Origin of the sequence: Acinetobacter sp. OYA S30, from assembly GCF_033599315.1 — a bacterium.
Classification (GTDB): Bacteria; Pseudomonadota; Gammaproteobacteria; order Pseudomonadales; family Moraxellaceae; genus Acinetobacter; species Acinetobacter baumannii.
Map to the genome: position 1 here is coordinate 1 of NZ_JAWVAV010000011.1, position 25,828 is coordinate 25,828.

29 protein-coding genes are annotated in these 25,828 nt (G+C 38.0%); 10 read left to right on the forward strand and 19 right to left on the reverse strand.

Translation table 11 applies throughout. The annotated features are described in order from the left end of the window. Positions 1-105 precede the first annotated feature (105 nt). On the reverse strand, positions 106-909 hold the full coding sequence (locus tag R5R67_RS07575; RefSeq protein WP_000912076.1) for a protein kinase domain-containing protein: 804 nt from the start codon (positions 907-909) through the stop codon (positions 106-108). Further along, the gene (locus R5R67_RS07580) at positions 896-2,404 is read right to left on the reverse strand and encodes a DUF3336 domain-containing protein (RefSeq protein ID WP_000461855.1); all 1,509 of its coding nucleotides are present in this window, start codon (positions 2,402-2,404) and stop codon (positions 896-898) included. Before R5R67_RS07580 ends, R5R67_RS07575 begins: the two co-directional genes overlap by 14 nt. Before the next feature lie 178 nt (positions 2,405-2,582). On the opposite strand from R5R67_RS07580, the gene R5R67_RS07585 reads away from it, so the two are divergent. Both R5R67_RS07585 and R5R67_RS07590 read left to right on the forward strand, forming a co-directional pair. Then, positions 2,583-3,464 carry an ATP-binding protein gene (locus tag R5R67_RS07585; RefSeq protein ID WP_000190819.1) on the forward strand — a complete coding sequence of 294 codons (882 nt, stop codon included), beginning with the start codon at positions 2,583-2,585 and terminating at the stop codon, positions 3,462-3,464. A gap of 103 nt (positions 3,465-3,567) precedes the next feature. After that, complete coding sequence (locus R5R67_RS07590) at positions 3,568-4,671, forward strand: DUF6670 family protein (protein WP_000744440.1); 1,104 nt, start codon at positions 3,568-3,570, stop codon at positions 4,669-4,671. Between the two features lie 2 nt (positions 4,672-4,673). Here R5R67_RS07590 and tsaD read toward each other — a convergent pair whose 3' ends face one another. Then, positions 4,674-5,684, reverse strand: coding sequence for a tRNA (adenosine(37)-N6)-threonylcarbamoyltransferase complex transferase subunit TsaD (gene tsaD, locus R5R67_RS07595; RefSeq protein ID WP_000636263.1), 1,011 nt, complete (start codon positions 5,682-5,684; stop codon positions 4,674-4,676). A gap of 145 nt (positions 5,685-5,829) precedes the next feature. Here tsaD and rpsU point away from each other — a divergent pair, with 145 nt between their 5' ends. Together rpsU and R5R67_RS07605 are read left to right on the forward strand one after the other, a co-directional pair. After that, positions 5,830-6,045, forward strand: coding sequence for a 30S ribosomal protein S21 (rpsU, locus tag R5R67_RS07600; RefSeq protein WP_001136722.1), 216 nt, complete (start codon positions 5,830-5,832; stop codon positions 6,043-6,045). A gap of 26 nt (positions 6,046-6,071) precedes the next feature. Continuing rightward, positions 6,072-6,518: a GatB/YqeY domain-containing protein gene (locus tag R5R67_RS07605; protein ID WP_000209410.1), complete on the forward strand. Its 447-nt coding sequence runs from the start codon at positions 6,072-6,074 to the stop codon at positions 6,516-6,518. A 90-nt stretch (positions 6,519-6,608) separates the two neighbouring features. Here the strand turns inward: R5R67_RS07605 and R5R67_RS07610 are convergent, their stop codons facing one another. The 12 genes from R5R67_RS07610 to R5R67_RS07665 all read right to left on the reverse strand — a co-directional run bounded on the left by R5R67_RS07610 (position 6,609) and on the right by R5R67_RS07665 (position 18,970). Beyond that, positions 6,609-8,036 carry a M48 family metalloprotease gene (locus R5R67_RS07610; protein WP_085943482.1) on the reverse strand — a complete coding sequence of 476 codons (1,428 nt, stop codon included), beginning with the start codon at positions 8,034-8,036 and terminating at the stop codon, positions 6,609-6,611. Between the two features lie 146 nt (positions 8,037-8,182). Then, positions 8,183-9,148 (reverse strand): 2-hydroxyacid dehydrogenase, encoded by a 966-nt coding sequence (locus R5R67_RS07615; RefSeq protein ID WP_000758315.1) that lies wholly within the window; start codon positions 9,146-9,148, stop codon positions 8,183-8,185. Positions 9,149-9,159: 11 nt separating this feature from the next. After that, positions 9,160-9,810 carry a hypothetical protein gene (locus tag R5R67_RS07620; protein WP_002040668.1) on the reverse strand — a complete coding sequence of 217 codons (651 nt, stop codon included), beginning with the start codon at positions 9,808-9,810 and terminating at the stop codon, positions 9,160-9,162. Between the two features lie 100 nt (positions 9,811-9,910). Next, positions 9,911-11,800, reverse strand: coding sequence for a M48 family metalloprotease (locus tag R5R67_RS07625; RefSeq protein ID WP_000665946.1), 1,890 nt, complete (start codon positions 11,798-11,800; stop codon positions 9,911-9,913). A gap of 78 nt (positions 11,801-11,878) precedes the next feature. Beyond that, on the reverse strand, positions 11,879-13,420 hold the full coding sequence (purF, locus tag R5R67_RS07630; RefSeq protein WP_000334670.1) for an amidophosphoribosyltransferase: 1,542 nt from the start codon (positions 13,418-13,420) through the stop codon (positions 11,879-11,881). A 25-nt stretch (positions 13,421-13,445) separates the two neighbouring features. After that, positions 13,446-14,033: a CvpA family protein gene (locus tag R5R67_RS07635; RefSeq protein WP_001091966.1), complete on the reverse strand. Its 588-nt coding sequence runs from the start codon at positions 14,031-14,033 to the stop codon at positions 13,446-13,448. Positions 14,034-14,039: 6 nt separating this feature from the next. Further along, entirely contained in the window at positions 14,040-15,044 is a 1,005-nt protein-coding gene (locus R5R67_RS07640; protein ID WP_000966986.1) for a quinone-dependent dihydroorotate dehydrogenase, read from the reverse strand. Between the two features lie 89 nt (positions 15,045-15,133). Beyond that, on the reverse strand, positions 15,134-15,613 hold the full coding sequence (gene gspM, locus R5R67_RS07645; protein WP_000782997.1) for a type II secretion system protein GspM: 480 nt from the start codon (positions 15,611-15,613) through the stop codon (positions 15,134-15,136). Beyond that, entirely contained in the window at positions 15,613-16,752 is a 1,140-nt protein-coding gene (gspL, locus tag R5R67_RS07650; RefSeq protein ID WP_001985386.1) for a type II secretion system protein GspL, read from the reverse strand. Before gspL ends, gspM begins: the two co-directional genes overlap by 1 nt. A 22-nt stretch (positions 16,753-16,774) precedes the next feature. After that, positions 16,775-17,230 carry a SixA phosphatase family protein gene (locus tag R5R67_RS07655; RefSeq protein ID WP_001177599.1) on the reverse strand — a complete coding sequence of 152 codons (456 nt, stop codon included), beginning with the start codon at positions 17,228-17,230 and terminating at the stop codon, positions 16,775-16,777. 56 nt (positions 17,231-17,286) lie between these two features. Then, entirely contained in the window at positions 17,287-18,360 is a 1,074-nt protein-coding gene (locus tag R5R67_RS07660; RefSeq protein ID WP_000807316.1) for an NAD(P)H-dependent glycerol-3-phosphate dehydrogenase, read from the reverse strand. A 34-nt stretch (positions 18,361-18,394) separates the two neighbouring features. Then, the gene (locus tag R5R67_RS07665; RefSeq protein ID WP_000132180.1) at positions 18,395-18,970 is read right to left on the reverse strand and encodes a nitroreductase; all 576 of its coding nucleotides are present in this window, start codon (positions 18,968-18,970) and stop codon (positions 18,395-18,397) included. A gap of 203 nt (positions 18,971-19,173) precedes the next feature. Between R5R67_RS07665 and R5R67_RS07670 the strand changes: the two genes are divergently transcribed. Beyond that, entirely contained in the window at positions 19,174-19,554 is a 381-nt protein-coding gene (locus tag R5R67_RS07670; RefSeq protein ID WP_000720482.1) for a hypothetical protein, read from the forward strand. A gap of 38 nt (positions 19,555-19,592) precedes the next feature. On the opposite strand, the gene rhlB is transcribed toward R5R67_RS07670, so the two are convergent. Next, the gene (rhlB, locus tag R5R67_RS07675; protein ID WP_000200418.1) at positions 19,593-20,744 is read right to left on the reverse strand and encodes an ATP-dependent RNA helicase RhlB; all 1,152 of its coding nucleotides are present in this window, start codon (positions 20,742-20,744) and stop codon (positions 19,593-19,595) included. Between the two features lie 103 nt (positions 20,745-20,847). Then, the gene (locus R5R67_RS07680) at positions 20,848-21,060 is read right to left on the reverse strand and encodes a cold-shock protein (protein ID WP_000126912.1); all 213 of its coding nucleotides are present in this window, start codon (positions 21,058-21,060) and stop codon (positions 20,848-20,850) included. Between the two features lie 374 nt (positions 21,061-21,434). Between R5R67_RS07680 and R5R67_RS07690 the strand changes: the two genes are divergently transcribed. The 5 genes from R5R67_RS07690 to R5R67_RS07710 all read left to right on the forward strand — a co-directional run bounded on the left by R5R67_RS07690 (position 21,435) and on the right by R5R67_RS07710 (position 24,166). After that, positions 21,435-21,680, forward strand: coding sequence for a sulfurtransferase TusA family protein (locus R5R67_RS07690; protein WP_000108398.1), 246 nt, complete (start codon positions 21,435-21,437; stop codon positions 21,678-21,680). 133 nt (positions 21,681-21,813) lie between these two features. Continuing rightward, positions 21,814-22,680 (forward strand): RNA polymerase sigma factor RpoH, encoded by an 867-nt coding sequence (gene rpoH, locus R5R67_RS07695; RefSeq protein WP_001285359.1) that lies wholly within the window; start codon positions 21,814-21,816, stop codon positions 22,678-22,680. Between the two features lie 110 nt (positions 22,681-22,790). Beyond that, the gene (locus R5R67_RS07700; RefSeq protein ID WP_000264716.1) at positions 22,791-23,156 is read left to right on the forward strand and encodes a DUF423 domain-containing protein; all 366 of its coding nucleotides are present in this window, start codon (positions 22,791-22,793) and stop codon (positions 23,154-23,156) included. Between the two features lie 13 nt (positions 23,157-23,169). Continuing rightward, positions 23,170-23,367, forward strand: a complete 198-nt coding sequence (gene thiS, locus R5R67_RS07705) for a sulfur carrier protein ThiS (protein WP_001167819.1) — start codon at positions 23,170-23,172, stop codon at positions 23,365-23,367. A gap of 13 nt (positions 23,368-23,380) precedes the next feature. Then, entirely contained in the window at positions 23,381-24,166 is a 786-nt protein-coding gene (locus R5R67_RS07710; protein ID WP_001154366.1) for a thiazole synthase, read from the forward strand. Between the two features lie 136 nt (positions 24,167-24,302). Here R5R67_RS07710 and R5R67_RS07715 read toward each other — a convergent pair whose 3' ends face one another. Beyond that, on the reverse strand, positions 24,303-24,926 hold the full coding sequence (locus R5R67_RS07715; RefSeq protein WP_000908222.1) for a hypothetical protein: 624 nt from the start codon (positions 24,924-24,926) through the stop codon (positions 24,303-24,305). Positions 24,927-24,945: 19 nt separating this feature from the next. Beyond that, positions 24,946-25,719 carry a peroxide stress protein YaaA gene (yaaA, locus tag R5R67_RS07720; protein WP_000880410.1) on the reverse strand — a complete coding sequence of 258 codons (774 nt, stop codon included), beginning with the start codon at positions 25,717-25,719 and terminating at the stop codon, positions 24,946-24,948. Positions 25,720-25,828: the final 109 nt, after the last annotated feature.

The window sequence follows — 25,828 nt, forward strand, 5'->3', positions numbered from 1 at the left end:
GATGGCTGTGTATATTAGCGATAAGATCTAACAGTGACAAGTGTTTTTTTTTCAAAAAAAACTGACCGAGTAATTTGTATACAGTTACTAGATCAATGATTTTTATCAGGTTGAGAGCATTTTTAAGCAATTTATCGCTTCATGTACATTTGAAAACCGGTTTTGCTGCTGTTTTTGTAACAAGCCTGAAAGTAGTGGCAAGAAAACTTGGAACGAACTTGGTAATACCACATTTAATTTTTGACAGTGCAATACCGCCCACTCATGGTAACTATTTGCTTGTAAACGAGTTTGCGTTAACCATTCATACAATACGATTCCCAATGCATATAAATCACTTTGAACGGTTTTATTGGCACCATGAAATAGCTCTGGCGCCATATACCGTGGTGTAGCATCAGTTATTGGATCAGGGCTTGAAATAAGCCGTGTTTTTTCAAAGTCAATTAAATAAAGCTCTTGCTTAAACTTTCGAAAATGTTCTTTTTTAATATCACCATGAATCCATCCTAACTCATGAAGCTCTGCTAATTTAACAAGTGCCAGATAGATTTTCTCATTTATATTTTTTAAATTTTGCTTTTGATCTAAATCATTAAACCAATAATCTGTATCCGGTAAAACTAATACTTTTCCTTGAAATTGTAGTCGTTGGGAAATAGTTCTGCCCTCAATAATTTTAAATGGCAAAAGCCAATTCGTTTTTTTATATGTAATATCTTCATAAAATTGCAATTCATGCAAAAAATCTTGCTCACTTTGAGCATGTACATTTGGCAAATGAAATTTTAACCAGTAGGAATCAGCATCTATAGTACATGTCCATAGATGCCGTCCTAAAGCATCACTTCTAGGCTTTGTCACACATTTTAGGTTTTCTATATGAGAAGCAAAATCATGCTTCAGCATAATAAGACTCTGGCTGTTGTTTCTTTTCTTCAAAACGTAAAACTTCTAAACAGTGCTGAATCGTTTTACCAATACGCGCGTGCGTTTCAATAGAAGAGATTTTAGGCCAAGTCGCGCGCTCGCCTTCTCGCTGTAAACGTTTAAACAAATGTGGGCGTGGGTTTTGTAGCGTATAGGCATAATGTTTTAAGCTATATTTAGCAATAATATTAACATCACCATAATAGCGCTGCCCTACTACGCCATATCCATGATCGAGCAGTCTTCTTACGGGTGAAATCGCGCCTAATCTTTGACGTGTAAAGTCCATCAGCCCCATTGAAAGTACTTTACCTTGGCGTCTTAAAATTCGTTCAGGCCAACTTAAAACGTCTTTACGGAAACGACGCGCATCATCTTGCATAAACGGTACAACATGTGGATTCACTTGACTAGCTATGGTGTAGTTTAAATTATAAAGTCTTGCCATTCTTTCTTGTGGGAAATCGCTACGTACACTACCGTCTACCCATTTAGTATTTGCCATATAAGGGGTATGTTCACCATCATAACGCTTACTGGTTAAACGCACAGGTGGAAATAAAACTGGCACAGCACAAGAAGCCAATACCGCACTCCAAACCAAAACATTTGGAGTCATAATCGCATTCATAATTCGAGGGTTTTCAGTTGCATCGTACGGCGCAACAGCGACATTAATATTCAAACCTGATTTTTTGAATGCTTCTTCAAAAGTAAGATCACCTAAATTTTCAATTAAGAATTTTTTTAAATAGTGAACATCGGCAATCCCACCATTCCCTTTTATAAGTTCACGAAGTTTTCTAAAGTGAAAAGCATCACTAAAAAATTGCTCACCATTTAGCAAGTTTTGGATATCTTCACTGGCAGAAATTCCCAACATACCCGTCATAATGGCACCCGCACTTGAACCAGACAGGACTTTAGGCATTAAATCTTGTTCAATTAAAGCTTTACATACACCAGTATGGAAAAGACCTAAGGTTGCTCCCCCCGAAAACATAAGAGCAGGTTGTCCATATGCTTTTTCACAGTTTTCAAAAAATTCGATTTTTTCTTTTCTTTGGAATGTAATACATTCACTAGATGCAATGTAAGCTAAGCTTTGACTGACTTCTTCAATATAATCTTCAATTAATTTTTTTGTGCCTACATGTGTGGCAGCAAACAACATAGGGTGGCCAATATTTGCAATATCGTAGGTCAACCCTTCTTTTAAAAGATAAATCAAATCTAAAGTGCGATGTTGCTGACGATATCTTTTCAGTAAAGTGTAACGATAAGAAATGAGCTCGGCATCGAAGTAAGGCGAACTATTATCAAACTTCCACTCTTGTGCCCCAGTTTCTTCATCCAGTTTTAATGCAAAAGACTTCCACTCTTCATAAGATTCAGCCATGTCTAACTGACGTTGTAATTTTTTGATACGGTAAGCCTGATGCGGATTCATATCACTTCGTATTTTTTCAAACATATTTCGTCCTCATCTTCACAGATGATTTTACTGAATAGACATGACAACACTATGCGCGGTCTGAACATTTCAATCAATTGCAAAACCGATAAACTGCATGAGTCGTATCTTTTTTGTCAGCTTGCAAATTTCGGTGTTAGTATCCTAGTAAATTACTGTTTAACATGATTGATTAACCATGGCTACCATTGATTTACCCGACAATTTAGTTCAAACCTTATCACTTGTATTAAATCAGTTACAGCAGGTCTTACCTGAACCGAAACAAGAGACCGATTTTACTGCCCCTGCTTTTAGATGGGAAAACCAGCAGCTTAAAGCTATTTATACACCTAAAAATATTTATCTTGATGACTTAAAAGGCATCGAAAGACAAAAAGAAAAGATCATTCAAAATACTTTGCAGTTTTTAAATGGCTTACCAGCAAATGATGTACTTTTAACGGGTTCACGTGGTACGGGTAAATCCTCTATTGTTCGTGCTTTACTCACGGAGTATGCACCTCAAGGATTACGTTTGATTGAAATTGAACGTGATGATTTAGCAGACTTACCGAAAATTCAAAAAATTATTCAAAACCGACCTGAAAAATACATCGTCTATTGTGATGATCTAGCATTTAATGCTGAAGATGAAAATTACCGTAGTTTAAAAAGCGTATTAGATGGTTCCTTACAGTCGGGTTCAACAAATTTTATTATTTATGCGACCAGTAACCGTCGTCACTTATTACCTGAGTTCATGCATGAAAACACCCCTGTAACCAAAGTAGATGTGCCTCAATATACTGAGCTTCATCCGCAAGAAGCGATTGAAGAAAAGATCTCTTTGTCTGACCGTTTTGGTTTGTGGTTATCTTTTTATCCAATGGATCAAAACTTATATTTAGAAATCGTAGAGCATTATCTAGATAAAGCAAACATGCCTTTTAATGATGAAGTTCGTGCTGAAAGCTTGCGTTGGTGCCAAATGCGGGGTCAGCGCTCGGGTCGAGCTGCTTATCAGTTTTCTAAGCATTGGATTGGTTTAAACGCCTTAAAAGATTTGTCTAACAATTAAATAAAATGTCCCGCAAAGCCTTAGCTTTGGCCTATAAACCGCTTAGCTTTGGCAATTGTTTTTCATAACCTAAAACAAAGATAGCCCTTCTTTAGGTTTATATATGAAAAAACAATTGCCAAAAATTTCTACAACAAGTAAAGCGCTTGCTAAAAGTTTATTACTTGCACAAGGCGTTTTAGACCAAGCAAAAAAATATTCAACTCTTCCTTTTACTCAAACTCATATCATCCTTCCACGAATTGACGAAAAATATTATAGCTGGACACACTACGGTATCTTTTTCCCACTTTTACCAGAGCCGCATCGTTACTTAAATATTATGATTTTAATCGGTACTCCAGGTGCACTTGCTTTTGACCATGATGACATTATCACTGGAAACCCGAGAAAAACCGCTACTTTCTTTTCAAGCACAGCTGCTCTGGAACAAGCTTTACTGAAGGCCTATATCATTCCTGAAGATACAAAAATTAATAAAGATGGAACCTTAATAGAACTAGGTCAGGAAATTTCAATTCAAGGAAAATTTCCACACATCCATATTAATGGACATTATGATGGGTTTGATTTCGACTTTGATATCGATATCACTTCACATGTTTCATGGTTTATAAAAACACCAATCTATGATCATTTTAGTTTGTTGGCAAAGTTTAAAGGTTTTTTAAACTATCAAGCAAAACACATTGAAACCCAAGGACTTTGTACTTACGAATATGCACGAGCAGTGGGTCCTCATTCCATTACAAACAAACTTATTCCTGATGCATATAAACTGCCACTTGATTTTTTTACTTATCAAATTATCAATTTAAACGAGGCCACTCAACTTCTTCTTACCAAAGCCGATATTGCAGGACAAACAGCTGCATACACCCTGCATATTAGACATCTGGACCAGCCAGCTAAAATTTACACAGATGTAAGCTTTGATATTATTTCGCATCAAGTTGATGACTTCGTTTCACCTAGTGGACAAAAAATGCGACTTCCAAAATATTTTTCTTGGATCGCTCGAAATGATGCAAAGCAAATTATCTTAAACATTCAGGCAGAAATTGACTGCCCATTCCGCTATGGTCATGGGCGAGGTTATGCAAGTAGCTATATATTTACTGGTCATTATTTTGGCAATGAAGTTCAAGGTCGTGGATACATCGAATATATTGATATCGAAAATCCTAAAGCCTTTGAAGATGAATAATCTTACTCAGGAATAGTAAGTTCAGTCATTGGCCATCTTGGTGTGGTCGTTACAGCTAAACCATCATGCTGACCTGCTTTTAAACGCTGATAACCTGCAAATGCAATCATTGCACCATTATCAGTACATAAAGCAGGTTCTGCATAGTAAACCTGAGCTTTAATTTTCGCCAATGAAGTTTCCAACTGTTCACGTAATCGTAAATTTGCACTTACCCCACCAGCAATTACTAAACGTTTAAGCCCAGTTTGCTTTAAAGCTTTTACAGATTTTTTTACTAAGGTGTCTACAATTGCTTCTTGGAATGAGGCAGCAATATCAGCATCACGATTTTCGCCGTTCAATTTTTTCAACTGAACAGAAACTGCCGTCTTTAAACCACTAAAAGAAAAGTCTAAGCCCTGATGAAGCATTGGGCGTGGAAATTCAAATGCTAAAGGATCACCAGATAACGCCAACTTAGCAATATTTGGTCCACCTGGATACGGCAGATTCATCATTTTTGCGACTTTGTCGAAAGCTTCACCCGCCGCATCATCAATTGACTCCCCTAATAGCTCATATTGACCAATACCATGAGCTGCCATCAATTGTGTATGACCACCTGAAACAAGCAATGCAACAAATGGAAACTCAGGCGGTTGGCTTGAAAGCAAAGGAGCTAACATATGGCCTTCCATGTGGTGAACACCAATTGCCGGTTTATTAAGTGAAAATGCTAAAGTTCTTCCAAACAAGGCTCCAGTCATTAACGCTCCCATTAAACCCGGGCCACGTGTATATGCGACTGCATCAATTTCCTGTTTCTTAACACCACTTTGTTCAAGCAGCTGATTCATTAAAGGAATAAGCTTACGAACATGGTCACGAGAAGCTAACTCTGGAACCACACCACCATATTCGGCATGAAGTTTTATCTGGCTATAAAGAACCTGTCCCCGTAAGCCGAGTTCGCTATCATAAAGTGCCAACCCTGTTTCATCACAAGAAGTTTCCAAGCCTAAAACAATCATCAAAACTGCCTTTTATATGAGTCAAAATATTGCAATCGCTATTATAGACTTGTGATATGAGTTGTAAATGAGTAAAATACTGACCTTCACTTGTGATCTGGCGCAATGGTGTGCCTGATCTTATCCATAATCTAGAGGATTTTACATGCCACAAGTTAAGTTGAAAGAAGGCGAACCAGTTGACGTAGCTATCCGTCGTTTCAAACGTTCATGCGAAAAAGCTGGTGTTTTAGCTGACGTTCGTAAACGCGAATTCTACGAAAAACCAACTCAAGAACGTAAGCGCAAAAAAGCTGCTGCAGTTAAACGCTACCAAAAGAAATTGGCTCGCGAATCTGTACGTACTACTCGCCTTTACTAATTAATTTGTGATTGACTGCTAACATTATGACTACTTTAAAAAACCAAATTACTGATGCATTAAAAACTTCTATGCGTGCCAAAGATATGGCAACAGTGACGGTTTTGCGTAGTCTACAAGCAGCAATTAAGCAAATCGAAGTCGATGAGCGCATAGAGCTTGACGACGCTCAGGTTCTTGCGGTCATTGAAAAGCAAATTAAACAACGTAAAGAATCGATCAAAGCCTTCGAAGGTGCTGGTCGTGATGATTTAGCTAGTAAAGAACAAGCCGAAGCTGAGGTTTTATCTCAGTTTCTACCAGAAGCTATGACTGAGGAAGAGCTTGATTCTCTCATTGAGCAAACGATTGCTGCTCAAGAAGCAACTAGCATGAAAGATATGGGTAAGGTGATGAATTCTCTACGTCCGATCATAGCCGGGCGTGCCGATCCTGCTCAAGTTTCAGCAAAAATTAAAGCTAAATTAGCTTAATCCCCTCTCTTCTTATATATCCTTAAATTAAACTTTCTTATAAGTTTAAGTATATTTATGCCTGTGAAAATTCCAAAGTTATCTTAGACCTTAGATTTTCATTCGTCGCTCATCTTGCATTTGCTTTAATCGATTATCTATTCTGGCTGACATGGCCTGATTACCTTTTGCAAGACGTTGTGCATGCAACATCGATTTAATTGCATCCTCTTCACTACCAGACCAGTACTGTGCTTCAGCACGATATCGCAATACATTCACAGCTCTTAATGGTGAATTTTTATCTAAATTGGCGGCTTGTTGTAATAATTGCCAACCTTGAATATCTCGGGCATTTTTATTAATAAAACGCTGCACCAAAGTTTGCACTTGAGCATATTTACCTTGACGTAATAAAACCTCAGCCAATTTGTAGCTAAAAGCTTTATTTTCAGGCATTGTCATTTGCAAGGAAGCAATTGAATTATAGGCCTGATCAAATTTATTCTGGCCTAAATAAATATCTGTTTGAATTAAGGCAACTAATGGCTTACCGCTTGATTTCGCCTGCTCCAACGTTGCTTGGGCTTGAGTATAATCACCTTGTTTAAGATAGAAAGCCGACAAAGCCAATAAGCCTGCCAGATTTTTTTGCGATGCCAGACTTTGCAACTGATTTTCAGTAGCTTCTCCAGCAACCACCATGGTATACCATTTTAAAATTTCAAAATCGACATCATATATTCGACTTTTAACTTTAGGCATCTGGTTTGCTCTCAAGCGAGCCTCACTCATACGTTCAGAGGTAAGAGGGTGAGTCAGCCAAAAATCTGGTAAAAAACTTACACGGCTCGTCGCTCTATGCATCGTTTCAAAATAATCCGCCATGCTTTGCGGGTTATAACCAGCGGCATACATATATTGCATACCAATTCGATCCGCTTCACGCTCTTGATTACGGCTATAAGTGAGCTGTTTATCAAGAAGTGCTGCTTGAGTACCCAACATAACAGCGGCACCAGCGTCTCCACCAGCCTGAGCAGCTAAAGCCACCCCTGCCAACAAACCAGCCAAGCTTAAAAGGGTTTGTCCTTTAAAAGCTTCTTCCGAACGACTAAAGTGCCTTTGCGAAACGTGAGCAATTTCATGGGCCATTACCCCCGCAATTTCATCAATATTTCGTGCCGATGAGATAAGGCCAGTATTTAATGCAAATAACCCACCTGGAACAGCAAATGCGTTAATTTGAGGGTCTTTAATTACAACCAAGGCGATAGGCTGCCCCAGCTGAGTTTCACTTAAAATATTAGAGAAAACTTGAAAAAACTGATCTTCTAGCCATACATCCTGTATAACCGGCATTTGCTTATGAACTTCACGGAAAACTTTTTCGCCAATAAATTTTTCTTTCTGTTGGTCGAGCAGCCCTATTCCACTTCCAATATTTGGAATTTCAACCTGTCCAGAAGCTGGCTTGGGGTCAAAAGGATTAGCGTAAGAGGCATTTGTTATCAAAGCCAAACTTAAAATAACTGGCAAAAATTTCAAAAGTTTTTCTCTTATTAAAAATTAAAATAACAAAAAAGCCCATCAATATCATGCTTCAGTTATTTTGCATCATATCAACAGGCTTTCACTATAACATTGAAAATAGACTATATTTGCAATGAAGTGTTATTCATCCTTTACACAAAATTAGGATTCACTAAATATCTAGGCGTCTTATCCTCTAGTGCTTCCACCAAGTTTTTATAAGCTAAATTTGCCATTTTCTTACGTGTTTCAGCTGTAGCAGAACCTACGTGAGGCAAAGTGACAACGTTCGGCAAATTGAAAAGTGCAGATTCTTGCAGAGGTTCTTTCTCATAGACATCTAAACCAGCCGCAAAAATAACTTCATTTTGCAATGCTTCAATTAGGGCTTGCTCATCGACAACTGAGCCACGCGCAATATTAATAAATATGGCATGCTTTTGCATAAGCTCAAATTGAGCCTTACCCATTAAAGCTTTAGATTCCGCATTTAAATCAACAGCTGTCACTACAAAATCAGATTGTTGTAATAATTCTTCCAACCCCAGATATTGAGCTTTTAAAGGTTCCGCTAACTCAGGTTTCTCGCGACGATTATGGTAAACAATATTCATGTTAAATCCATAAAAGCCACGACGTGCAATTGCAGCACCAATATTACCAAGCCCAATAATACCTAATGTTTTTCCAAAAACATCGAGACCAAACTGCTGTGGCCCAACTGTTCTTTTCCACTCACCTTGTTTAGTCCAGTGATCTAGAAAAGGAACTTTTCTGGCTGCACTTAATAACAAAGTAAAAGCAAGATCTGCTGTCGTTTCAGTTAGAACATGAGGTGTGTTTGCTAACCAGATTTTTTTCTGATTTAAATAACCAACATCATAATTGTCATAACCTACAGTCACAGAAGAAATAATTTTTAATTTTTGGGCAGGAGAAAGATTACTTTCATTGAGCAAACGACCAGCCCCAATCATGCCATCAGCATCTACTACTTCTTGTCGTATCTGTTCATTAATATCACCCAGTTTAGGGTTCAATACGACAACATGGTAATCCTGCTGTAACCGTGACAAAATTTCCTCATCAATTTGGCTAAAAACCACAACCTTTTTCATGTAAATCCCTACTACTCATTGTTATCTTGCATAAGTTGCCACAATCTTTTCTTAAGAAGAGGTTTATCTAACATTTCTTTTAAACTAGCTAAATGAATAATATTTGCATGTTGAATATAGGTACATTTACCCAAACATAAAATCTTTTTCTCTGCTGCTACAGCATCTAAGAAACCTTGAATATAAGAACCTACCCCTCGTTGATCTTGATAGGCTGCCAGAGGGAAAGGCCATCTTAATTCAGAATATTGTCCCACCTTCGCCTTTTGTATATTTGCCCAAAGTTGTTTTTCTTCTGTTTCCAAAGCCGTTACATCAACAAAAATTACACATTTTTCAAGACAATAAGCCTGTAACTCAAATGGAGTAATTGTCTCTTGCTCAATGACTTTAGGTTTTTCTACAAGTATCTCTGGCTGCGAAACTTCTGCAACTAATATTGGAGGCTCTTCCACCACTTTAGGAATTTCAAACACCTGTGGCTGAGTGTTCTTTTGCTCAAAAGCAGGAACATCTATGGTAGGTACGGTAATTGACTCATGAGGTTCAACAACCTGATCTCGCCACAAAGTATGGGCATTATTTTTTTGGCACACTTGTGTTCTAGGAATCCATATGTCTATTCCTAAAGTTGCCAGTATATTTCTTTGCTGCCCAATCATGTCTAAATCAGTACCTCTAATCTACACACATTCTAACGGGCTTCTGACTTTTTTTCAGCGTTTTCTTTTAATGATACTCTTTGGAAACCACATATGTTTCTTAAATAATCATAACGCTATTTTTCTTCTGCATTTGCTCTACAATTTCATCAGACTCAAAACCAAATCGCCAATAAAGCAACTCAAGCACATCAAGTTCATCTTGAGTAATAATGCGATCACTCCATAAGCACATTTCAGCAATTGCCAATATACTTAAGCGGTCACGCAGCAATAGCCCAGCAATATCATTTAAAATTTCTGCCAAGTCTAAAGGTTCATCCGAAATTTCATCATAAATATGCATTTCATCAGGATTAAGCAAAGAACGTAAGATACGTTCGCGAACCTCTAACTGATTCGGACTATTGATTTGTTGCACATGAAGCAATGCATCAATTAGACGAACAATTTGAGGTTTTACTTCTTCAAATGCTGTCGGCAAATGAAGTGGCATTAAGTTTAACTCGTACTTAACACGCTCCAGTAGAAGTGCATCAAGTAATCCAATTTCCCCATCTTCTTGAATAATAAGGGCCAGTTTAGTCAAAAATTGACGAGCAATGCTGGCAGGCATATGACCAATATTTTTACATGCATCATGAAATATCTGAATATGAATACGCCCATCAAGATTAAGTAAGGCATCAACAATTGCATGGCTTACTGGCGCATCTTGTGGAATAAATTCTCGATATTGACGAATCATTAAAATAGCAACCATCACCTCACGCGAACCAGTCGCAGTTTGTAATGCACGTTGAATAAGTTCAGGGCGCTTTTTATTACGACGGATATCACTGCTTAACGGCTTAATTGCATCATTCAAAGCAAAACTGATTGGAGAAAGACGCAACAAAGGCAAAGGTTGTGGAGATGACCACGGCGTATAAATTTCAGTCTCAGATTCTTCTAGTACATGGAACAAACTAAATAAAGGACGATTTCGAAGTTTCTTTAAATTTTCTAATTGCAAATCTTGTAATAAAGTTGGGTTAAGCTCATAAATACGTTCACGAATACTTGGGTGAATATTCATCCAACTTTGCGGGCTAAGTGAATTCGCAAAACACATATGTGCAATCGATTCAGAATAAGCACTATGAATCTGCGAACCAGAATGGTGAACGTAAATACGCAATAAAGTTTGGGTATTAGTGCTATTTTTTAATAACCGCATCGTTTTTTGGTCATTGCGAAATGTACGACCGCTTAATGTTAAATATTTAATAAAACGAGTGATTAAAACACCTAAACTTCCCGCCAACCAAATCACCCCCCCTACGGCTACAAATACAGTCTCGAACTTATGCTTATAACCCGGACTGTAGCGCTTAAACCCTTGTTTGGCGAGCTTACTCCCCCACTGACTAAAAGTAGTCAAACCACTATATAAAATTTTTAGTTTAGTATTTTCTACTGCTTCACCCGATAAAATCTGGTTAAATTCATGACCCAATAAGCCATATAGCTCTAGCTCATCAAGGTTCTGTAAGGCACCCCAAGTTAAAATAATTACAATATCATTCGAGTGAAAACCTGCCGTTAATGCATTAACACCTACTTCATCAGGTAAAACATAAAGTGTTGGAACGTTCAGGGAAAATGTTTGTGCCAGATGTTCTGTAATTTTTAATGCGGCATGTTCTTCTGGTGTACTTTCACCTTTTACCAAACGACGAGCTTTCAACTGCTTGGCAAGTGAATGGCCACCTTTACGCAAAATATAAAGTTCGGTCACCACAGACCAAACCATAATAAAAAGCAAAAGAGCAATAAAATATGGACTTAAAGCATGCCACCAAATCGGCTCGCTATAATCAAAGAAATGAACAAGTAAACCTAAAATTAGATTTAAAATAAAAATAGTTAAAAGCACAGCAACCAAACACATAGTGATGGACCATGCCATATTTTTATTTTCGATTAAATAGTGGCTTACTTCTTTCAATGTAAATAATCCCAATTACATTGTTAAGTTTCATCATAAAAGAAAAAAGCGGGAAATACCCGCTTTTTTCGGCTATTTCTATTCTTCTTTAATACCAGTCAAATCTACTGATGCTGCATCAATATTGACATCAATATAACCATCTTTTTTCTTTTTCGCAGAATCATTACGTTTCTGCTCCAAATTATTCAGATAATCTGCATCAATTCCACCAGTTACATAGATACCATCAAAAACAGAGCAATCAAATTCGGTTAATGTAGGTACTTTACTTGTACGTACAGCGTTCTTCAAATCTTCCAAATCTTGGAAAATTAAACGATCAGCACCAATAATTTCCTGAATTTCTTCTACACTGCGTTCTGAAGCAATAAGCTCAGTTTTAGCAGGCATATCGATACCATATACGTTCGGATACATCACTTTCGGTGCAGCTGAAGCAAAGTATACTTTTTTCGCACCTGAGTCACGCGCCATTTGAATGATCTCATTACACGTTGTACCACGCACAATTGAGTCATCCACTAATAGAACGTTCTTGCCTTTAAACTCTAACTCAACAGGGTTTAATTTCTGACGTACAGATTTTTTACGCTGTTGTTGACCTGGCATAATGAAGGTACGACCGATATAACGGTTTTTCATAAAACCTTCACGGAACTTCACGCCAAGAATATTTGCCAACTCTAAAGCTGAGGTACGGCTTGTATCTGGAATTGGGATAACCACGTCAATATCATGGTCTTCACCCCAGTCACGCAAAATTTTATGCGCTAATTTCTCACCCATTTTTAAGCGAGCTTTATAAACCGAAATACCATCAATAATTGCATCTGGACGAGCAAAATAAACATATTCAAAAATACATGGACGGTATTTTGGATCTGCAGCACATTGCTTTGTAAATAACTCGCCGTCAGCATTAATGAAAATTGCTTCACCTGGAGCAATATCACGCTCAATTTTAAAGCCAAGCGCCGTAATCGCTACAGATTCAGATGCAATGATATATTCCATCTCGCCTTGCTCAGTTACACGAGAACCGTAAATAAGCGGACGGATACCATTTGGATCACGAAAACCAACTAAGCCGTGACCAGTAATCATTGCCACGACACCATAAGCACCTTGGCAGCGCTCATGTACACGCGAAACGGTATGGAAAATATCTTCCGGTGTAGGATTTAAAGTTCCTATCTTTTGCAACTCATGAGCAAAAACGTTTAAAAGAACTTCCGAATCAGAGTCCGTATTCATGTGACGCAAATCTGTTTTGAATAGGTCATCATGAATTTCTTCTGCATTTGTCAAGTTACCATTATGTGCAAGTGTAATACCGTAAGGTGAGTTCACATAAAATGGTTGAGCTTCCGCACTGCTCGAAGAACCAGCAGTTGGATAGCGCACATGACCAATACCATAATTACCAAGTAATGCTCTCATATGACGAGTATGAAAAACATCACGTACCATACCGTTATCCTTACGAAGGAAAAGACGGCCTTCATGGCAGGTTACTATTCCAGCTGCATCTTGCCCACGATGTTGCAACATCGTTAATGCATCAAACAACATTTGGTTCACTGGCGATTTACCGGCTATACCAACAACTCCACACATAGCAACCTCGCAGACAAGCTAGGAATTAATAAAAAGGATTCTTTGTTGAATGGTCAGGTCGAAGCTCTGTTTCCTCCGACTCGTCCATTGGTTTTGGAGAAGTGCGCGTTACACCGCCCCCAGATGTTATCTGATGAAATGCCTCACTTGCTGCATCTTTAGAAAGCTCTGTCGCTAAAGGTGCATAAGGCAATAAAAACTGGATAAATTTGGATTGTTTCCAATGAGGCGAACTTTCTACCCAAGGACCAACACCCTGCATGGTAATAAGAACAACCAATAAACCTTTCAACGAACCAAAAGCACCACCTGCTAAACGATTTAATGGCCCCAACTTCAAACTTTTCAAGAGGCCATTTAAAAATGCAGTGACGATCCAAGTTAAAACGATAATTAAAAGTGCAATAAAAGCGAAAGCCGCGATCTTTTGAACCACCGGATCCTGACTTAAACCTGACATTGACGGAGCTAGAAGAACAGCATATTTTGCACCCATAATTAATGCAAAAATCCATCCTACCAAGTTCGCAAAGGCTTTTATAAATCCTTGTCGCAAACCGTTTAGCCCCCCAATGAGCAAAAGTATCAGAATGATGATATCAATGGTGTTCATGTTCAATTAAGTCATGGCTTCAACACATTGCTTCACAAGCGTTGGTCCCGTATAAATCAGACCACTATAAATTTGTACAAGCGTTGCTCCAGCCTGTTGTTTCGCTGCAGCTTGTTCACCCGACAAAATTCCGCCCACACCAATTAAAGGAATTTGTCCTTTTAATGTTTGAGCAAATAAACGTAAACATTCCGTACTTTTTTCAAATACAGGTGCACCCGACAAACCACCTGACTCATTACCGTAAGGCAGGTTCTCTACCCCTTCTCTCGATAAGGTCGTGTTCGTCACAATAAGACCATCAATTTTAAAATCTAATAATTGTGCCGAAATAAATTCAACATCTTCAGCTGTTAAGTCTGGAGCGACTTTAAGAACTAAAGGTACATAGTGATTATATTGCTCTGCCAACTCAAGTTGACGTGCTTTTAAGGTTTGCAATAATTCAGTTAATGCATCACCACTTTGCAAACTACGCAAATTTTTAGTATTTGGAGACGAAATATTAACCGTAATGTATGAAGCGTAGTTATAAACTTTCTCAAGACAAATCAAATAATCATCAACGGCTTTTTCGACAGGTGTATCAGCATTTTTACCAATATTAATCCCTAAAATGCCTCTAAATTTTGATGCTTTAACATTCTCGATTAGCTTATCAACGCCATCATTATTAAAACCCATGCGGTTAATAATAGCTTTAGCTTCAGGAATACGGAATAAACGTGGTTTTGGGTTACCAGATTGTGGGCGAGGTGTAATTGTACCAATTTCAATGAAACCGAAACCCAACCCAGCTAATGCATCAATATGAGCACCATTTTTATCTAGACCGGCTGCCAACCCTACCGGATTAGGAAATTCGATTCCCATACATGTAGTTGGCTTTGCTTCTACGGTCTGGCGCATCATGCCTAGCTTATGCGCTTTATCAAGCATGGATAATGTTAATTCATGGGCACGCTCTGGTGCTAAACTAAACAACATCGGGCGAGCAAGTGAATATAACATACCAATCACAGTCTACTGATTTTAGGTACGCATATTATAGGCACAGGCAGCACAAAACACCATGCTTGACACAAGCATATTTTGATATGTTATTGAACTGTCGCTGTTAATTTAATCTGACCTTCACTAGAAACCATTTCCATCTTTTGAATACTTAAGCCCATCTGTGCAAGTTGTGTTAAAAAGTTAGCCAAAATTGCATAATTCTGATGTGTTACAACAATTTGTAACTGTTCCCCATTTTGCTGGGAAGACACAGTTAAACCTTGTTGCTGAGCTACTCGTTGTATTTTTCCAGACTTATCTAGTTCAAGCTCATTGGCAGGCTTCATCGTGACTGCATTACTCTGCATCCACACCATCAAATCTTTTAAATCATTTAAACGTTTTTGCTGTTGTTCTGCCAAGGAATGCATTTTCCAAAGTAAATATCCAACAATGACTACTACAACAAAAATAGTAGTAAAGACCACCATAATACGTTCACGGACAGTTAAGCGATCTAAATATTGAACAATTTGTTCAACCCACTGATCAAAGCGGTTTTGCAACTGAGCTAACATTTTCATTATTGTATTTTCACCACCCCAATCGCACCACTACCATCAGCTTGAACATTACCTAACTCAGCTTTAAAACCTTGTTGATTAAGTTGTTGGGTTAAAGCTTGCAAATCATCGGCTGATTTTGCTTTTAATGCCATTGTTAAGATTGAAGCATCATAATTGAGTTGCTGAGCTAAAATCTGTCTTTGCATTAAAATAGGCCCAACCCGGCTTAACAGAGAAAGTGCCTGGGTATCACCTTGCTGGCTCATTCTTAAATGACTTTCGAATTGTCCTTTAATATTTTGTTCAGTCACACGACTAGATGGACCAAACCAATATTTATATTGCTCAATTGCCTGTTCAGCAGTCTGATCTGCCACCTTTTTCAATTTTACCCAACGCAATAAATCATAGCTAAACTGCACGACAATAATTGCTAGAACAACGGCGGCACAAGCTTTCCAATAATTAGAAAAAGTACGCTCTTGCCCTTTTGATTTTGGCAAAACATTAAAAGGATGCTGCTTAGTTTTATCTAAGGGCTGAAATTGATAAACAAACTCAGAACGTTGCTCTGCGCTTGAGGCAGCTTCTAAGCTCTCTAGTTGCTCTGCTGTTAAACCGCTATATTGATAATGTGTCTCGGCTGACTGGAACTCTAAAAAAAGCCCCAAGTCATCAATGGAATTACCTAACCACTTATTCTCACGCACCAAAAGCTGATGATCAATATTACACAGAATAACTTGCTGAGCTTGTGGTTCAGGTAAAACTAGAAAATCTGGCAACAAAGCCACAAGTTTGGTTGGTAACAAAGCTAAAGAATGTTGCCATGTCTCTACCATCCCCTGAGCAACACCCAAAACAGTTAACTGATCCGCATGAAAATGGTGAACCACTTTCATGTGATCAATCGGTAAAGTCACAAACTCTTCAAGTAGATATTTAACCCCATCAGCGCCAAGCTGTTTGTAATGGGACTTTGCCATCGTTTGCTGAAGCATTTGAGCATGACGACTCGGAAAAAAGACCGTAGCTTCTTTTCCTTGATGTATTTGCAAGTCTTGTATTAATTGATCGAGACTTGCAGCCTGCAACCAGTTTTCTCCGTTAGACCAATGCCAAACTCCATTGGTTTCAGGCATCCATATGTACAGCATGTGGGCTAAATAACCTTTTTAATTATATTGTGGGTATAAAACTATTTTTTTGTGTTGATAAACCATTTGCAATAACAGCTTGATCATAAATTCTAGCTTCAGCAAGTGCAAATGGATTGAAATTTTCATGAGTAAGTAACTCTGCAATATGCCCTACCACATTCATATGGCAAACAACCACAATCGAATCATAAGGAATTTGAGATAGCCATTCAATCGCTTCTTTTGCATCATCGTCAGGCTTAATTTTGTCGCATAACAACACTGGCACATCTTTAAAATAGGTCTGGATATGCGCCAACGTTTCCTGAGCACGCAGCAAAGGACTAACAACAAAAATATCTGGTTTTACAATATCCTTTAAAAAGGTTGCCGTTTGCTCAGCCTGTGCATATCCACGCGCAGTAAGGGGACGTTTAATATCATTACCATTTACTGGCGGAGCAGCTTCCCCATGACGAACTAATGTCAGTTGCATAAAATTTCCTTGTAAACAATTCCTGCATTATAACCACAATTTATGACATTTATTCGTCAGACTTCATGATGAGGTAAAACAAACTCAACATCACTACGGTGTCCATTTTTCATAAGAGAAAGTGCAATATTTAATGGTGGAGCGCCTTCAAAAATGACCTCATATAAAGCATTGGTAATTGGCATATATACGTCTAGTTCTTGTGCCTTGCCACGCACCTGAACAATCGTGTTAATACCTTCTGCAGTTTGACCTAATTCTTTACTCGCTTGTTCAAGCGTTTTACCAGAACCTAGCGCATAACCAATTTGATAATTACGGCTTAATGGACTATTACAAGTCGCAAATAAATCACCTACTCCAGATAAACCTAAGAACGTAAGTGGGTTTGCACCTTGTTTTACCGCGAAACGGCTCATTTCAGCCAAAGCACGCGTTAAAATCATACTCTTGGTATTTTCACCAATTTTATATGCTGCTCCAATTCCCATAGCAACGGCATAAATATTCTTAAGCGCACCGCCTAACTCAACTCCATGCACATCATCGCTACCAAAAACGCGGAATAACGCACTATGAAGTGCATGTTGTACGGCATAACGGACGAGTTCAGAATCACTTGCAATTACAGTACCAGAAGGCATACCTGCCATAATTTCTTTAGCGAGATTTGGTCCTGACAATACGCCATACGGCACTTCTGGTAATTCTTCACGAATAATATCACTCATGAAGCTAAATGTTTTAGCTTCAACACCTTTGGTTAAAGACACCACAGCTTGTGCAGTAATATAAGGCGCTATTTGTTTTAAAACATCACGGAATGAGTGGCTTGGAATTGCAACTAAAATAATATCTCGATCACATACCGCTTGCTCAAGATCAGAAACTGCACGTAATGAAGATTCTAAAGTGAAGTCTGGTAAATAACGTTTATTAATATGGGTTTTATTAATTTCTTCTGCTGTTTCGGCATCACGAATCCAGATCATGGTATCGCAGCCATTACGAGCAGCTAAATTTGCCATAGCTGTACCAAAGCTACCGCCCCCTAAAACGGTAATACGTAATGCCGTTTTTTTATCGACCGCAACAGGTTCCACCAAATCTGTAAACTTAAATTCAGCCATGCTTTATTATCCTATTTCTTACTTTTACAGACGTTTAAGCCTGCCAAACTTTTACGAATTCTTTACTATCAATATCTGCACGCGGTGCAATTGCTTTAGCTGCTGTGCCGACATAAATAATACCTGAAATCAAATCATGCGGTTGCAGACCTAAATGCTGTTTTAACCAGTTTGATTCGACAACGGCACCACTACGCCACATGGTCGAGAACCCTTGAGCTTGTAAAGATAACAAAAGATTTTGTACTGCTGCGCCTGTACTCAAAATTTGTTCGAAGTGTGGAACTTTCGGATGATCTTGTAACTGCGTAAGAGCTAAAATAAGTAAAGGAGCTCGAAAAGGATGTTGCTTCACACGTTCAAGCTGTGCAGGATCAGACTCACCCAAATCGACCAATGCTTTTGCCAGAACTTCACCAAAAGCAGCACGTTGGTCACCTGACACAATTACAAAACGTGTTGGCTTAAGTCTATGATGATCTGGAGCTGTTAAAGCTGCCTGAAAAGCCAACTCTAACTGGTCTGTATTTGGGGCTGGCTCAACTAATTGGCCAATAGACTGACGCTGATGAATATTTTGGTGAATTATTTGTATTGCTGAATCCGTCATTAATATTAATCTAACTCAAAAATTCGAAATAGATTAGCATAATCTACCGTTAATCCACCATTGAATCTAGCTTATAAACTTAGTGAATTCATAGTTTGACATTTTTTAATACAAAACATCAAAACTCATACAACGTCTTCAAAATCAATTAGAAAACTTATGTTCAAATAACCCTATCTTTTGGTGATTAACTTAGGTGCATTATGAAAAAAATAATTTTAGCGAGCGCAATGAGCGGTGTTGTTTTATTACTAGGTGCTTGTGCAACCACGCCTAAAAACACTTTAGCGATTCAAAAAGAAAATAATCAGTTTGAAGTGACTGGAATTGGCAAAACCAATTTAATTGCAAAGAATAATGCGGTTACTGCTGCACAAAAAACATGCTCTAAGAGCACAACGCCAGTTATTGTTGATGAAAAAACGTCTTACCATGGGGTCTTAAAAGATGTGGTAAGTGAAAAGACTGGTCAAATGGTAGAAGCTGCTGCGGGTGTCATTGGTACTTTAACTGGTAAAAATGCATCTTTAGCAAAAGATGATGACTATCAAACAACGCTTACCTTCTATTGTAAAATAAATTAATCAAAAAAAAATCCCAATCAAATGATTGGGATTTTTTATTAGCAATAACCATCTAGTCGGGTTAGAGGCAATTTCTTACCAATTGCTTTTTCAATTTCAGGTAAATAGAAAGCATCATCTTCAGATAAGAAACTAATACTTACCCCTTGTGCCCCTGCACGACCTGTACGACCAATACGATGGACATAATCATCAGACTGCTCAGGTAATGTAAAATTCACTACATGTGATACACCGTCTACATGAATACCACGACCAGCAACATCGGTTGCGATCATGATGTTATGTTTGCCTTGCTTAAACTGCTCCAACATTTTTAAACGTTTATCTTGAGCAATTTCACCAGATAGCATCCCCACTTTGTATCCATCTTTTTTCAAATGGTCGTAAAGACGACGTACCTGATCACGGCGATTGGCAAAGATCATGACTTTATCAATTGGCTCTTCACGTAAAATATCTTGTAAAAGACGATATTTATCCTGTTTAGCCACAACGTAAACACGTTGTTCGACATCATTATTGGTCTTTTGTTCAGGTTCAATTTCAACAGTTACTGGTTCAAATAACCATTGTCTTGCCAAGTTCAAGACATCATAACTAAATGTTGCAGAGAACATTAAGGTTTGTCGTTGTTCCTTACGTGGTGAATAACGCACAATACGTTTTACGGAAGGAATAAAGCCCATATCCAATAAACGGTCAGCTTCATCAATCACTAAAAATTCAATTTGATCGAGCCAAACTTCTTTTTGTTCTACAAAATCAATTAAACGCCCTGGTGTGGCAACCATGATATCGACAAAATTAGCATCAAGTTGCTTCTTCTGCTTATCGAAATCAACGCCACCTAATAGGGTCACTAGGTGTAAATTAGAAAATTTTGTGAGAGATTTTGCATCACTTTCAATCTGCAATGCCAACTCACGAGTAGGTGCTAAGATTAAAGCACGAGGCTCACCACGGAAGCGTTGCTCCTGAACCGGATTATTGAGCAAATCATTAATTACACTAATCAGAAAGGCAGCAGTCTTACCTGTTCCTGTCTGTGCTCGCCCAATTGCATCATGCCCGGCTAATGTATATTTTAAAACCTTTTGCTGAATTGGGGTCATTTGAGTAAACCCTAAAGCATCAATCGCCTTTTTAAGTTGCGGATGTAAATTCAAGGTTTCAAAACCAGATGTCATAAATACGCGCTCTAACAAACAATCTCTCGAATGAGAAGATCATTATAAACAAAAACGCCCCAATTCAAAAATTGGAGCGTCCATGATTCATCAAAAAGATGAATTAGTCTAAAGGCTGAACGTTTTCAGCTTGAAAACCTTTTTGACCTTGTACAACGCTAAATTCTACACGTTGACCGTCACGTAGAGAACGGTGACCGTCACCTACGATTGCACGGAAGTGAACGAATACATCGTCGCCGCCGTTACGTTGAATAAAACCAAAGCCTTTAGTGTCATTAAACCACTTTACTACGCCTTGTTCACGAGCTGTCATAAGTCAATCCTCAGATGATGAAAAAAGGACCTTCCGGTGTTGCAAACAGCAGAGCAAACAAGGTTTTAAAATTTTTATAATCTTAAAGCTTGTAATCATTCTGTAAAACTATCAACAATTTCCGGTTACATCCATTTGTTATAGGGTTATTAAAACAATTTAACTGTGTGGTAATTCCTAAAACGGTTCGAGCTTAACACGGGTTTATGACAATTAATAGAATTTTTTTCATTTATTTCCCCTATTTTTAGCTGTTTTTTTAAACAGCTTATTACAATAATTTTTATCAGTATTGATTAGTTGTTCTTTATATAAAGTTATGTAGTGTTTACAAAAATTTGTTAAAATAATTTTTTTAGTTGTTTTGATGATGAATGAGCACTACTTCTTCCGCTACGACGCCTATTGAAATTAATGCCCTTGGTCAACCTTGTCCAATGCCATTATTAATGTTGAAACGTGAACTTAAAAAATTATCGGGAAAACAACTATTCTTATTAAAATCATCTGACCCGCATAGTGAAATTGATGTAACACGTTATTGCCAATTACATCATTTTACGTGTCAAACCATGCAGATTTCAGAAAGAGAATTTCACTATTTAATTGAAACTCAATAATTCTTTGCTAAACTAAAAGATTAGAAACTGCATAAAATTTTACATTTCTATACCCAATTTTCCTTAATTATGAAGCCGATTCAAATTAAGATGAACTTATTGGTTAATCCATCCTATCCTATAAGGAGAACTCATGAGTGACAGCAGCAATCAATTGATGCCCCTGTCATTGTCTGCGCCCGGTGTAAACCTTGGTGCATATATCAGTACTGTCAATCAGATTCCTATTTTAACGGCTGAGCAAGAAAAAGAGCTTGCTGAGCGTTATTATTATGACCAAGATCTTGATGCCGCAAAAATGCTGGTAATGTCGCATTTACGCTTCGTCGTTCACATTGCGCGCAGCTATGCAGGTTATGGCCTACCTCAAGGTGACCTTATTCAAGAAGGTAACTTAGGCTTAATGAAAGCCGTAAAACGTTTTGACCCAAATATGGGCGTACGTCTTGTATCTTTTGCCGTCCACTGGATTAAGGCAGAAATTCACGAATATGTTATTCGTAACTGGCGTATTGTAAAAATTGCAACAACCAAAGCTCAGCGTAAACTTTTCTTCAATTTACGCAGCTTAAAAAAATCGAGTAAAAAGCTCACATTAGAAGAAGCACAATCTATTGCAAACGACTTAAATGTTACTCCAGAACAAGTTTTGGAAATGGAAGGTCGTTTAACAGCATATGATGCTGCTTTTGAAGCTCAAGGCGATGACGATGATGACACCCCGCACACTGCGCCAGTGTTATATCTTGAAGATAATCGTTATGACCCTGCTCGTTTAGTAGAAAATGAGGATTGGGAAGAACAAAGTACATCTGCTTTGCATGACGCAATGAACCAGCTAGATGACCGTTCACGTAATATTTTGCAGCGCCGTTGGTTAGATGACGATAAATCTACCCTCCATGAGCTTGCTGCCGAATATAATGTTTCTGCCGAACGTATTCGTCAGCTTGAAAAGAATGCGATGGAAAAAATTAAAGTCGCAATGTCTGCAAGCTAAAGAAAATGAAAAAATAAAAGGGCGATAAGCCCTTTTGTTTTATCTGGCTATGTTTAGCCAACCTATTCTATGGTAACGTTGCCTTTCATTATTCAGTTGCGTTTTTTGTTATGTGGATTGCCATTTCAGCCCTTAATCTTGCTTTCGCAGTCATGTTGGGTGCTTTTGGAGCACATGGTCTTAAAGCTCACGCGAGCCCTGAACAACTTGCTTGGTGGCAGACTGCAACCGACTACTTTTTTTATCATGCGCTTGGATTGTTAGCGCTTGGTATTTTAAGCAAGGTTCTTCCTCATTTCCCAATCAAGTTATCTTTCTTGCTTATTCAGATTGGCATTCTGTTCTTTTGTGGTTCGCTTTATATCATGGCAGTGGGTTTACCGCGGATATTAGGCGCAATTACGCCAATAGGTGGAGCTTTAATGATTGCTGGATGGCTAATCTTGGCTTGGAATGCTTTCAAATACGCAAAATAATCGGAATGTGATCATGCAAATTTATTTAAATGGCGAATTAACGGACACGCCTAGCCAAAACCTGTTGCAACTCATTCAGGAACTGGCACTTGAAGGGAAACGTTTTGCTGTTGAACACAATCAGCAAATCGTGCCTAAAAGCAAATTAGAGCAAATTTCTATTGCTCAACATGACCGTATCGAAATTATTCACGCTGTTGGCGGCGGCTAAGTCGGAGTTATCCATGCAAGACACCCCTCTCATTATTGGTTCACGTTCTTTTCAATCTCGTTTATTGGTAGGAACAGGGAAATATAAAGACTTAAATGAAACGGATTTAGCCATTCAGGCTAGTGGTGCAGAAATCGTAACTGTCGCAATCCGCCGTGTGAATATTGGACAAAATCCAGATCAACCGAATTTACTTTCTGTCATTCCACCAGAAAAATATACAATCTTGCCAAATACTGCAGGTTGTTTTGACGCTGACAGCGCAGTACGCACGTGTATGCTAGCGCGCGAGCTACTTGATGGTCACAACCTAGTAAAACTTGAAGTGTTGGGTGATGAAAAAACTTTATATCCAAATGTAACCGAGACTTTAAAAGCCGCTCGCACTTTGATTGATGACGGTTTTGAGATTATGGTCTATACCTCTGACGACCCAATCATTGCTCAAGAACTTGAAAGTATGGGCTGTGTTGCAATTATGCCTTTAGGTAGTTTGATTGGTTCAGGCCTAGGTATTTTAAACCCGCATACCATTTCAATTATTAAAGAAAATGCCAAAGTACCGGTTTTAGTAGATGCAGGTGTTGGTACAGCAAGTGACGCTGCGATTGCGATGGAGCTTGGTTGTGATGGCGTATTGATGAACACCGCGATTGCAGCTGCTCAAAATCCTATTTTGATGGCTTCTGCAATGAAGAAAGCTGTTGAAGCAGGACGTGAAGCATTTTTAGCTGGGCGTATGCCACGCAAACGCATGGCAAATGCAAGTTCACCAGAAACAGGTTATTTCTTTAAATAATTTATTTCTAAGGAATCACTGTTTTTTTCAGTGGTTCCTCTCTCCTCTCATGTAACCATTTTCACTTTTCAAAAAAGATTAAAAATCTATATCACTTTATTCAATCAACAGATCTAAATTTTATATTTAGCTTAGGCTATTCCAATATTTTCTTTAAATTTTGCTTGGCGTTTAACTCAAAATTCTTTTGGAAATATGCAGTTTGATAAAGCGGCTCAGACTGATAAAAATGCTTTAAAACTTCTTTTCGCTTAATCGCATATACTTCTGGATCAACCCAAGCATATTCTTGCTGAATTTGCTGTTCATACTGGATAAAACGTTCAGGTGTTGCTGCCAAAATAGCTAAATCGATATCTAACAAAAATTGCAAATCTGTTTCACCGGTTGGTGCATGCTTTTGAGTCGCAAGAATCCAACGCTTTATTTTCTGCATTGTATCGAGCTGTAAATCTTGAGCCATTAATTGCTCAAATAACTCGGCACTTTTAAGTTCATTATCTAGCGCTTGAGGTTCGTAGACTACATCATGGAACCAGAGAGCCAATGCAACAGCATACGGATCATTTAATTCGGACTGAATCGTCTCAATTAAACTCAAACATTCATATAAATGTTGTACGGTGTGGTAGGCTCGCTGCTTTTCACTATAAGCAGCAATAAGTTCATTTAAAATTTTCTGCGGTTCAGAAAAATGATAATGCTGATGCAGCTCAAACCAAAAAAGTTCCAGTTTTAATAAGTAAAGCTGTATCAGCATCTATTAACCACGCTTAGGATTATTGTTCATCACGCTTAAACACCAACTCTTTTGCCGATGAGTTATCAGCATCAAAGTAGTAACCCTCGGTATTAAACGCTTTGATGTCTTCAGCTTTATTTAATTGGTTTTCAATAATAAAACGAGCCATTAAACCACGTGCTTTTTTCGCATAGAAACTAATGACTTTATATTTGCCATTTTTCTGGTCAAGGAAAATAGGCTTCACAATTTCAGCCTTAATTTTCTTTTCATTAACAGACTTGTAATATTCATCTGAAGCCAGATTTACCAGCAATTCAGATTTAATTGCCGCTAGATCTTCATTAATCTGATTGGTGATAATATCATCCCAAAATTCATACAAATTATGACCGCGCGTATTTTTTAATTTAGTGCCCATCTCTAAACGATAAGGCATCATTAAATCTAAAGGACGCAATAAACCATATAAACCAGAGAGCATACGCAAATGCTGCTGAGCAAAATCAATATCTTTATCTTTTAAGTGATAAGCATCTAAACCAGTATAAACATCCCCTTTAAATGCATAAATTGCCTGACGAGCATTTGAAAAATCAAATTCTGGCTTCCAGTCTCTAAAACGATCAGCATTAAGTGTGGCAATTTTTTCACTGACACTCATTAGACTCGCAATTTCCGAAGCAGAAAGTTTGCGACAAACATCAATTAATTGTGCTGAGTTTTCTAACAAGCGCGGCTGAGTAAACTCATCTGTAGGTAACGCTGTTTCATAATCTAAAGTTTTTGCAGGAGAAATTAAAGCAAGCATAGACAACCTGAAAAAATTATTATTAATGCCAACTATAACAGTAGATATTTTTTAATGCTAACTCGTGTTTTCAATGACGACTATCGGTAAAATAGCACTTACGTATTGT

Excerpts from the sequence above, each read along its gene's own strand:
- R5R67_RS07575 (WP_000912076.1), bottom strand. The coding sequence starts at position 909 with ATGCTGAAGCATGATTTTGCTTCTCATATAGAAAACCTAAAATGTGTG.
- R5R67_RS07580 (WP_000461855.1), bottom strand. The coding sequence starts at position 2,404 with ATGTTTGAAAAAATACGAAGTGATATGAATCCGCATCAGGCTTACCGT.
- R5R67_RS07585 (WP_000190819.1), top strand. The coding sequence starts at position 2,583 with ATGGCTACCATTGATTTACCCGACAATTTAGTTCAAACCTTATCACTT.
- R5R67_RS07590 (WP_000744440.1), top strand. The coding sequence starts at position 3,568 with ATGAAAAAACAATTGCCAAAAATTTCTACAACAAGTAAAGCGCTTGCT.
- tsaD (WP_000636263.1), bottom strand. The coding sequence starts at position 5,684 with ATGATTGTTTTAGGCTTGGAAACTTCTTGTGATGAAACAGGGTTGGCA.
- rpsU (WP_001136722.1), top strand. The coding sequence starts at position 5,830 with ATGCCACAAGTTAAGTTGAAAGAAGGCGAACCAGTTGACGTAGCTATC.
- R5R67_RS07605 (WP_000209410.1), top strand. The coding sequence starts at position 6,072 with ATGACTACTTTAAAAAACCAAATTACTGATGCATTAAAAACTTCTATG.
- R5R67_RS07615 (WP_000758315.1), bottom strand. The coding sequence starts at position 9,148 with ATGAAAAAGGTTGTGGTTTTTAGCCAAATTGATGAGGAAATTTTGTCA.
- R5R67_RS07620 (WP_002040668.1), bottom strand. The coding sequence starts at position 9,810 with ATGATTGGGCAGCAAAGAAATATACTGGCAACTTTAGGAATAGACATA.
- purF (WP_000334670.1), bottom strand. The coding sequence starts at position 13,420 with ATGTGTGGAGTTGTTGGTATAGCCGGTAAATCGCCAGTGAACCAAATG.
- R5R67_RS07635 (WP_001091966.1), bottom strand. The coding sequence starts at position 14,033 with ATGAACACCATTGATATCATCATTCTGATACTTTTGCTCATTGGGGGG.
- R5R67_RS07640 (WP_000966986.1), bottom strand. The coding sequence starts at position 15,044 with ATGTTATATTCACTTGCTCGCCCGATGTTGTTTAGTTTAGCACCAGAG.
- gspM (WP_000782997.1), bottom strand. The coding sequence starts at position 15,613 with ATGAAAATGTTAGCTCAGTTGCAAAACCGCTTTGATCAGTGGGTTGAA.
- gspL (WP_001985386.1), bottom strand. The coding sequence starts at position 16,752 with ATGCTGTACATATGGATGCCTGAAACCAATGGAGTTTGGCATTGGTCT.
- R5R67_RS07655 (WP_001177599.1), bottom strand. The coding sequence starts at position 17,230 with ATGCAACTGACATTAGTTCGTCATGGGGAAGCTGCTCCGCCAGTAAAT.
- R5R67_RS07660 (WP_000807316.1), bottom strand. The coding sequence starts at position 18,360 with ATGGCTGAATTTAAGTTTACAGATTTGGTGGAACCTGTTGCGGTCGAT.
- R5R67_RS07665 (WP_000132180.1), bottom strand. The coding sequence starts at position 18,970 with ATGACGGATTCAGCAATACAAATAATTCACCAAAATATTCATCAGCGT.
- R5R67_RS07670 (WP_000720482.1), top strand. The coding sequence starts at position 19,174 with ATGAAAAAAATAATTTTAGCGAGCGCAATGAGCGGTGTTGTTTTATTA.
- rhlB (WP_000200418.1), bottom strand. The coding sequence starts at position 20,744 with ATGACATCTGGTTTTGAAACCTTGAATTTACATCCGCAACTTAAAAAG.
- R5R67_RS07680 (WP_000126912.1), bottom strand. The coding sequence starts at position 21,060 with ATGACAGCTCGTGAACAAGGCGTAGTAAAGTGGTTTAATGACACTAAA.
- R5R67_RS07690 (WP_000108398.1), top strand. The coding sequence starts at position 21,435 with ATGAGCACTACTTCTTCCGCTACGACGCCTATTGAAATTAATGCCCTT.
- rpoH (WP_001285359.1), top strand. The coding sequence starts at position 21,814 with ATGAGTGACAGCAGCAATCAATTGATGCCCCTGTCATTGTCTGCGCCC.
- R5R67_RS07700 (WP_000264716.1), top strand. The coding sequence starts at position 22,791 with ATGTGGATTGCCATTTCAGCCCTTAATCTTGCTTTCGCAGTCATGTTG.
- thiS (WP_001167819.1), top strand. The coding sequence starts at position 23,170 with ATGCAAATTTATTTAAATGGCGAATTAACGGACACGCCTAGCCAAAAC.
- R5R67_RS07710 (WP_001154366.1), top strand. The coding sequence starts at position 23,381 with ATGCAAGACACCCCTCTCATTATTGGTTCACGTTCTTTTCAATCTCGT.
- R5R67_RS07715 (WP_000908222.1), bottom strand. The coding sequence starts at position 24,926 with ATGCTGATACAGCTTTACTTATTAAAACTGGAACTTTTTTGGTTTGAG.
- yaaA (WP_000880410.1), bottom strand. The coding sequence starts at position 25,719 with ATGCTTGCTTTAATTTCTCCTGCAAAAACTTTAGATTATGAAACAGCG.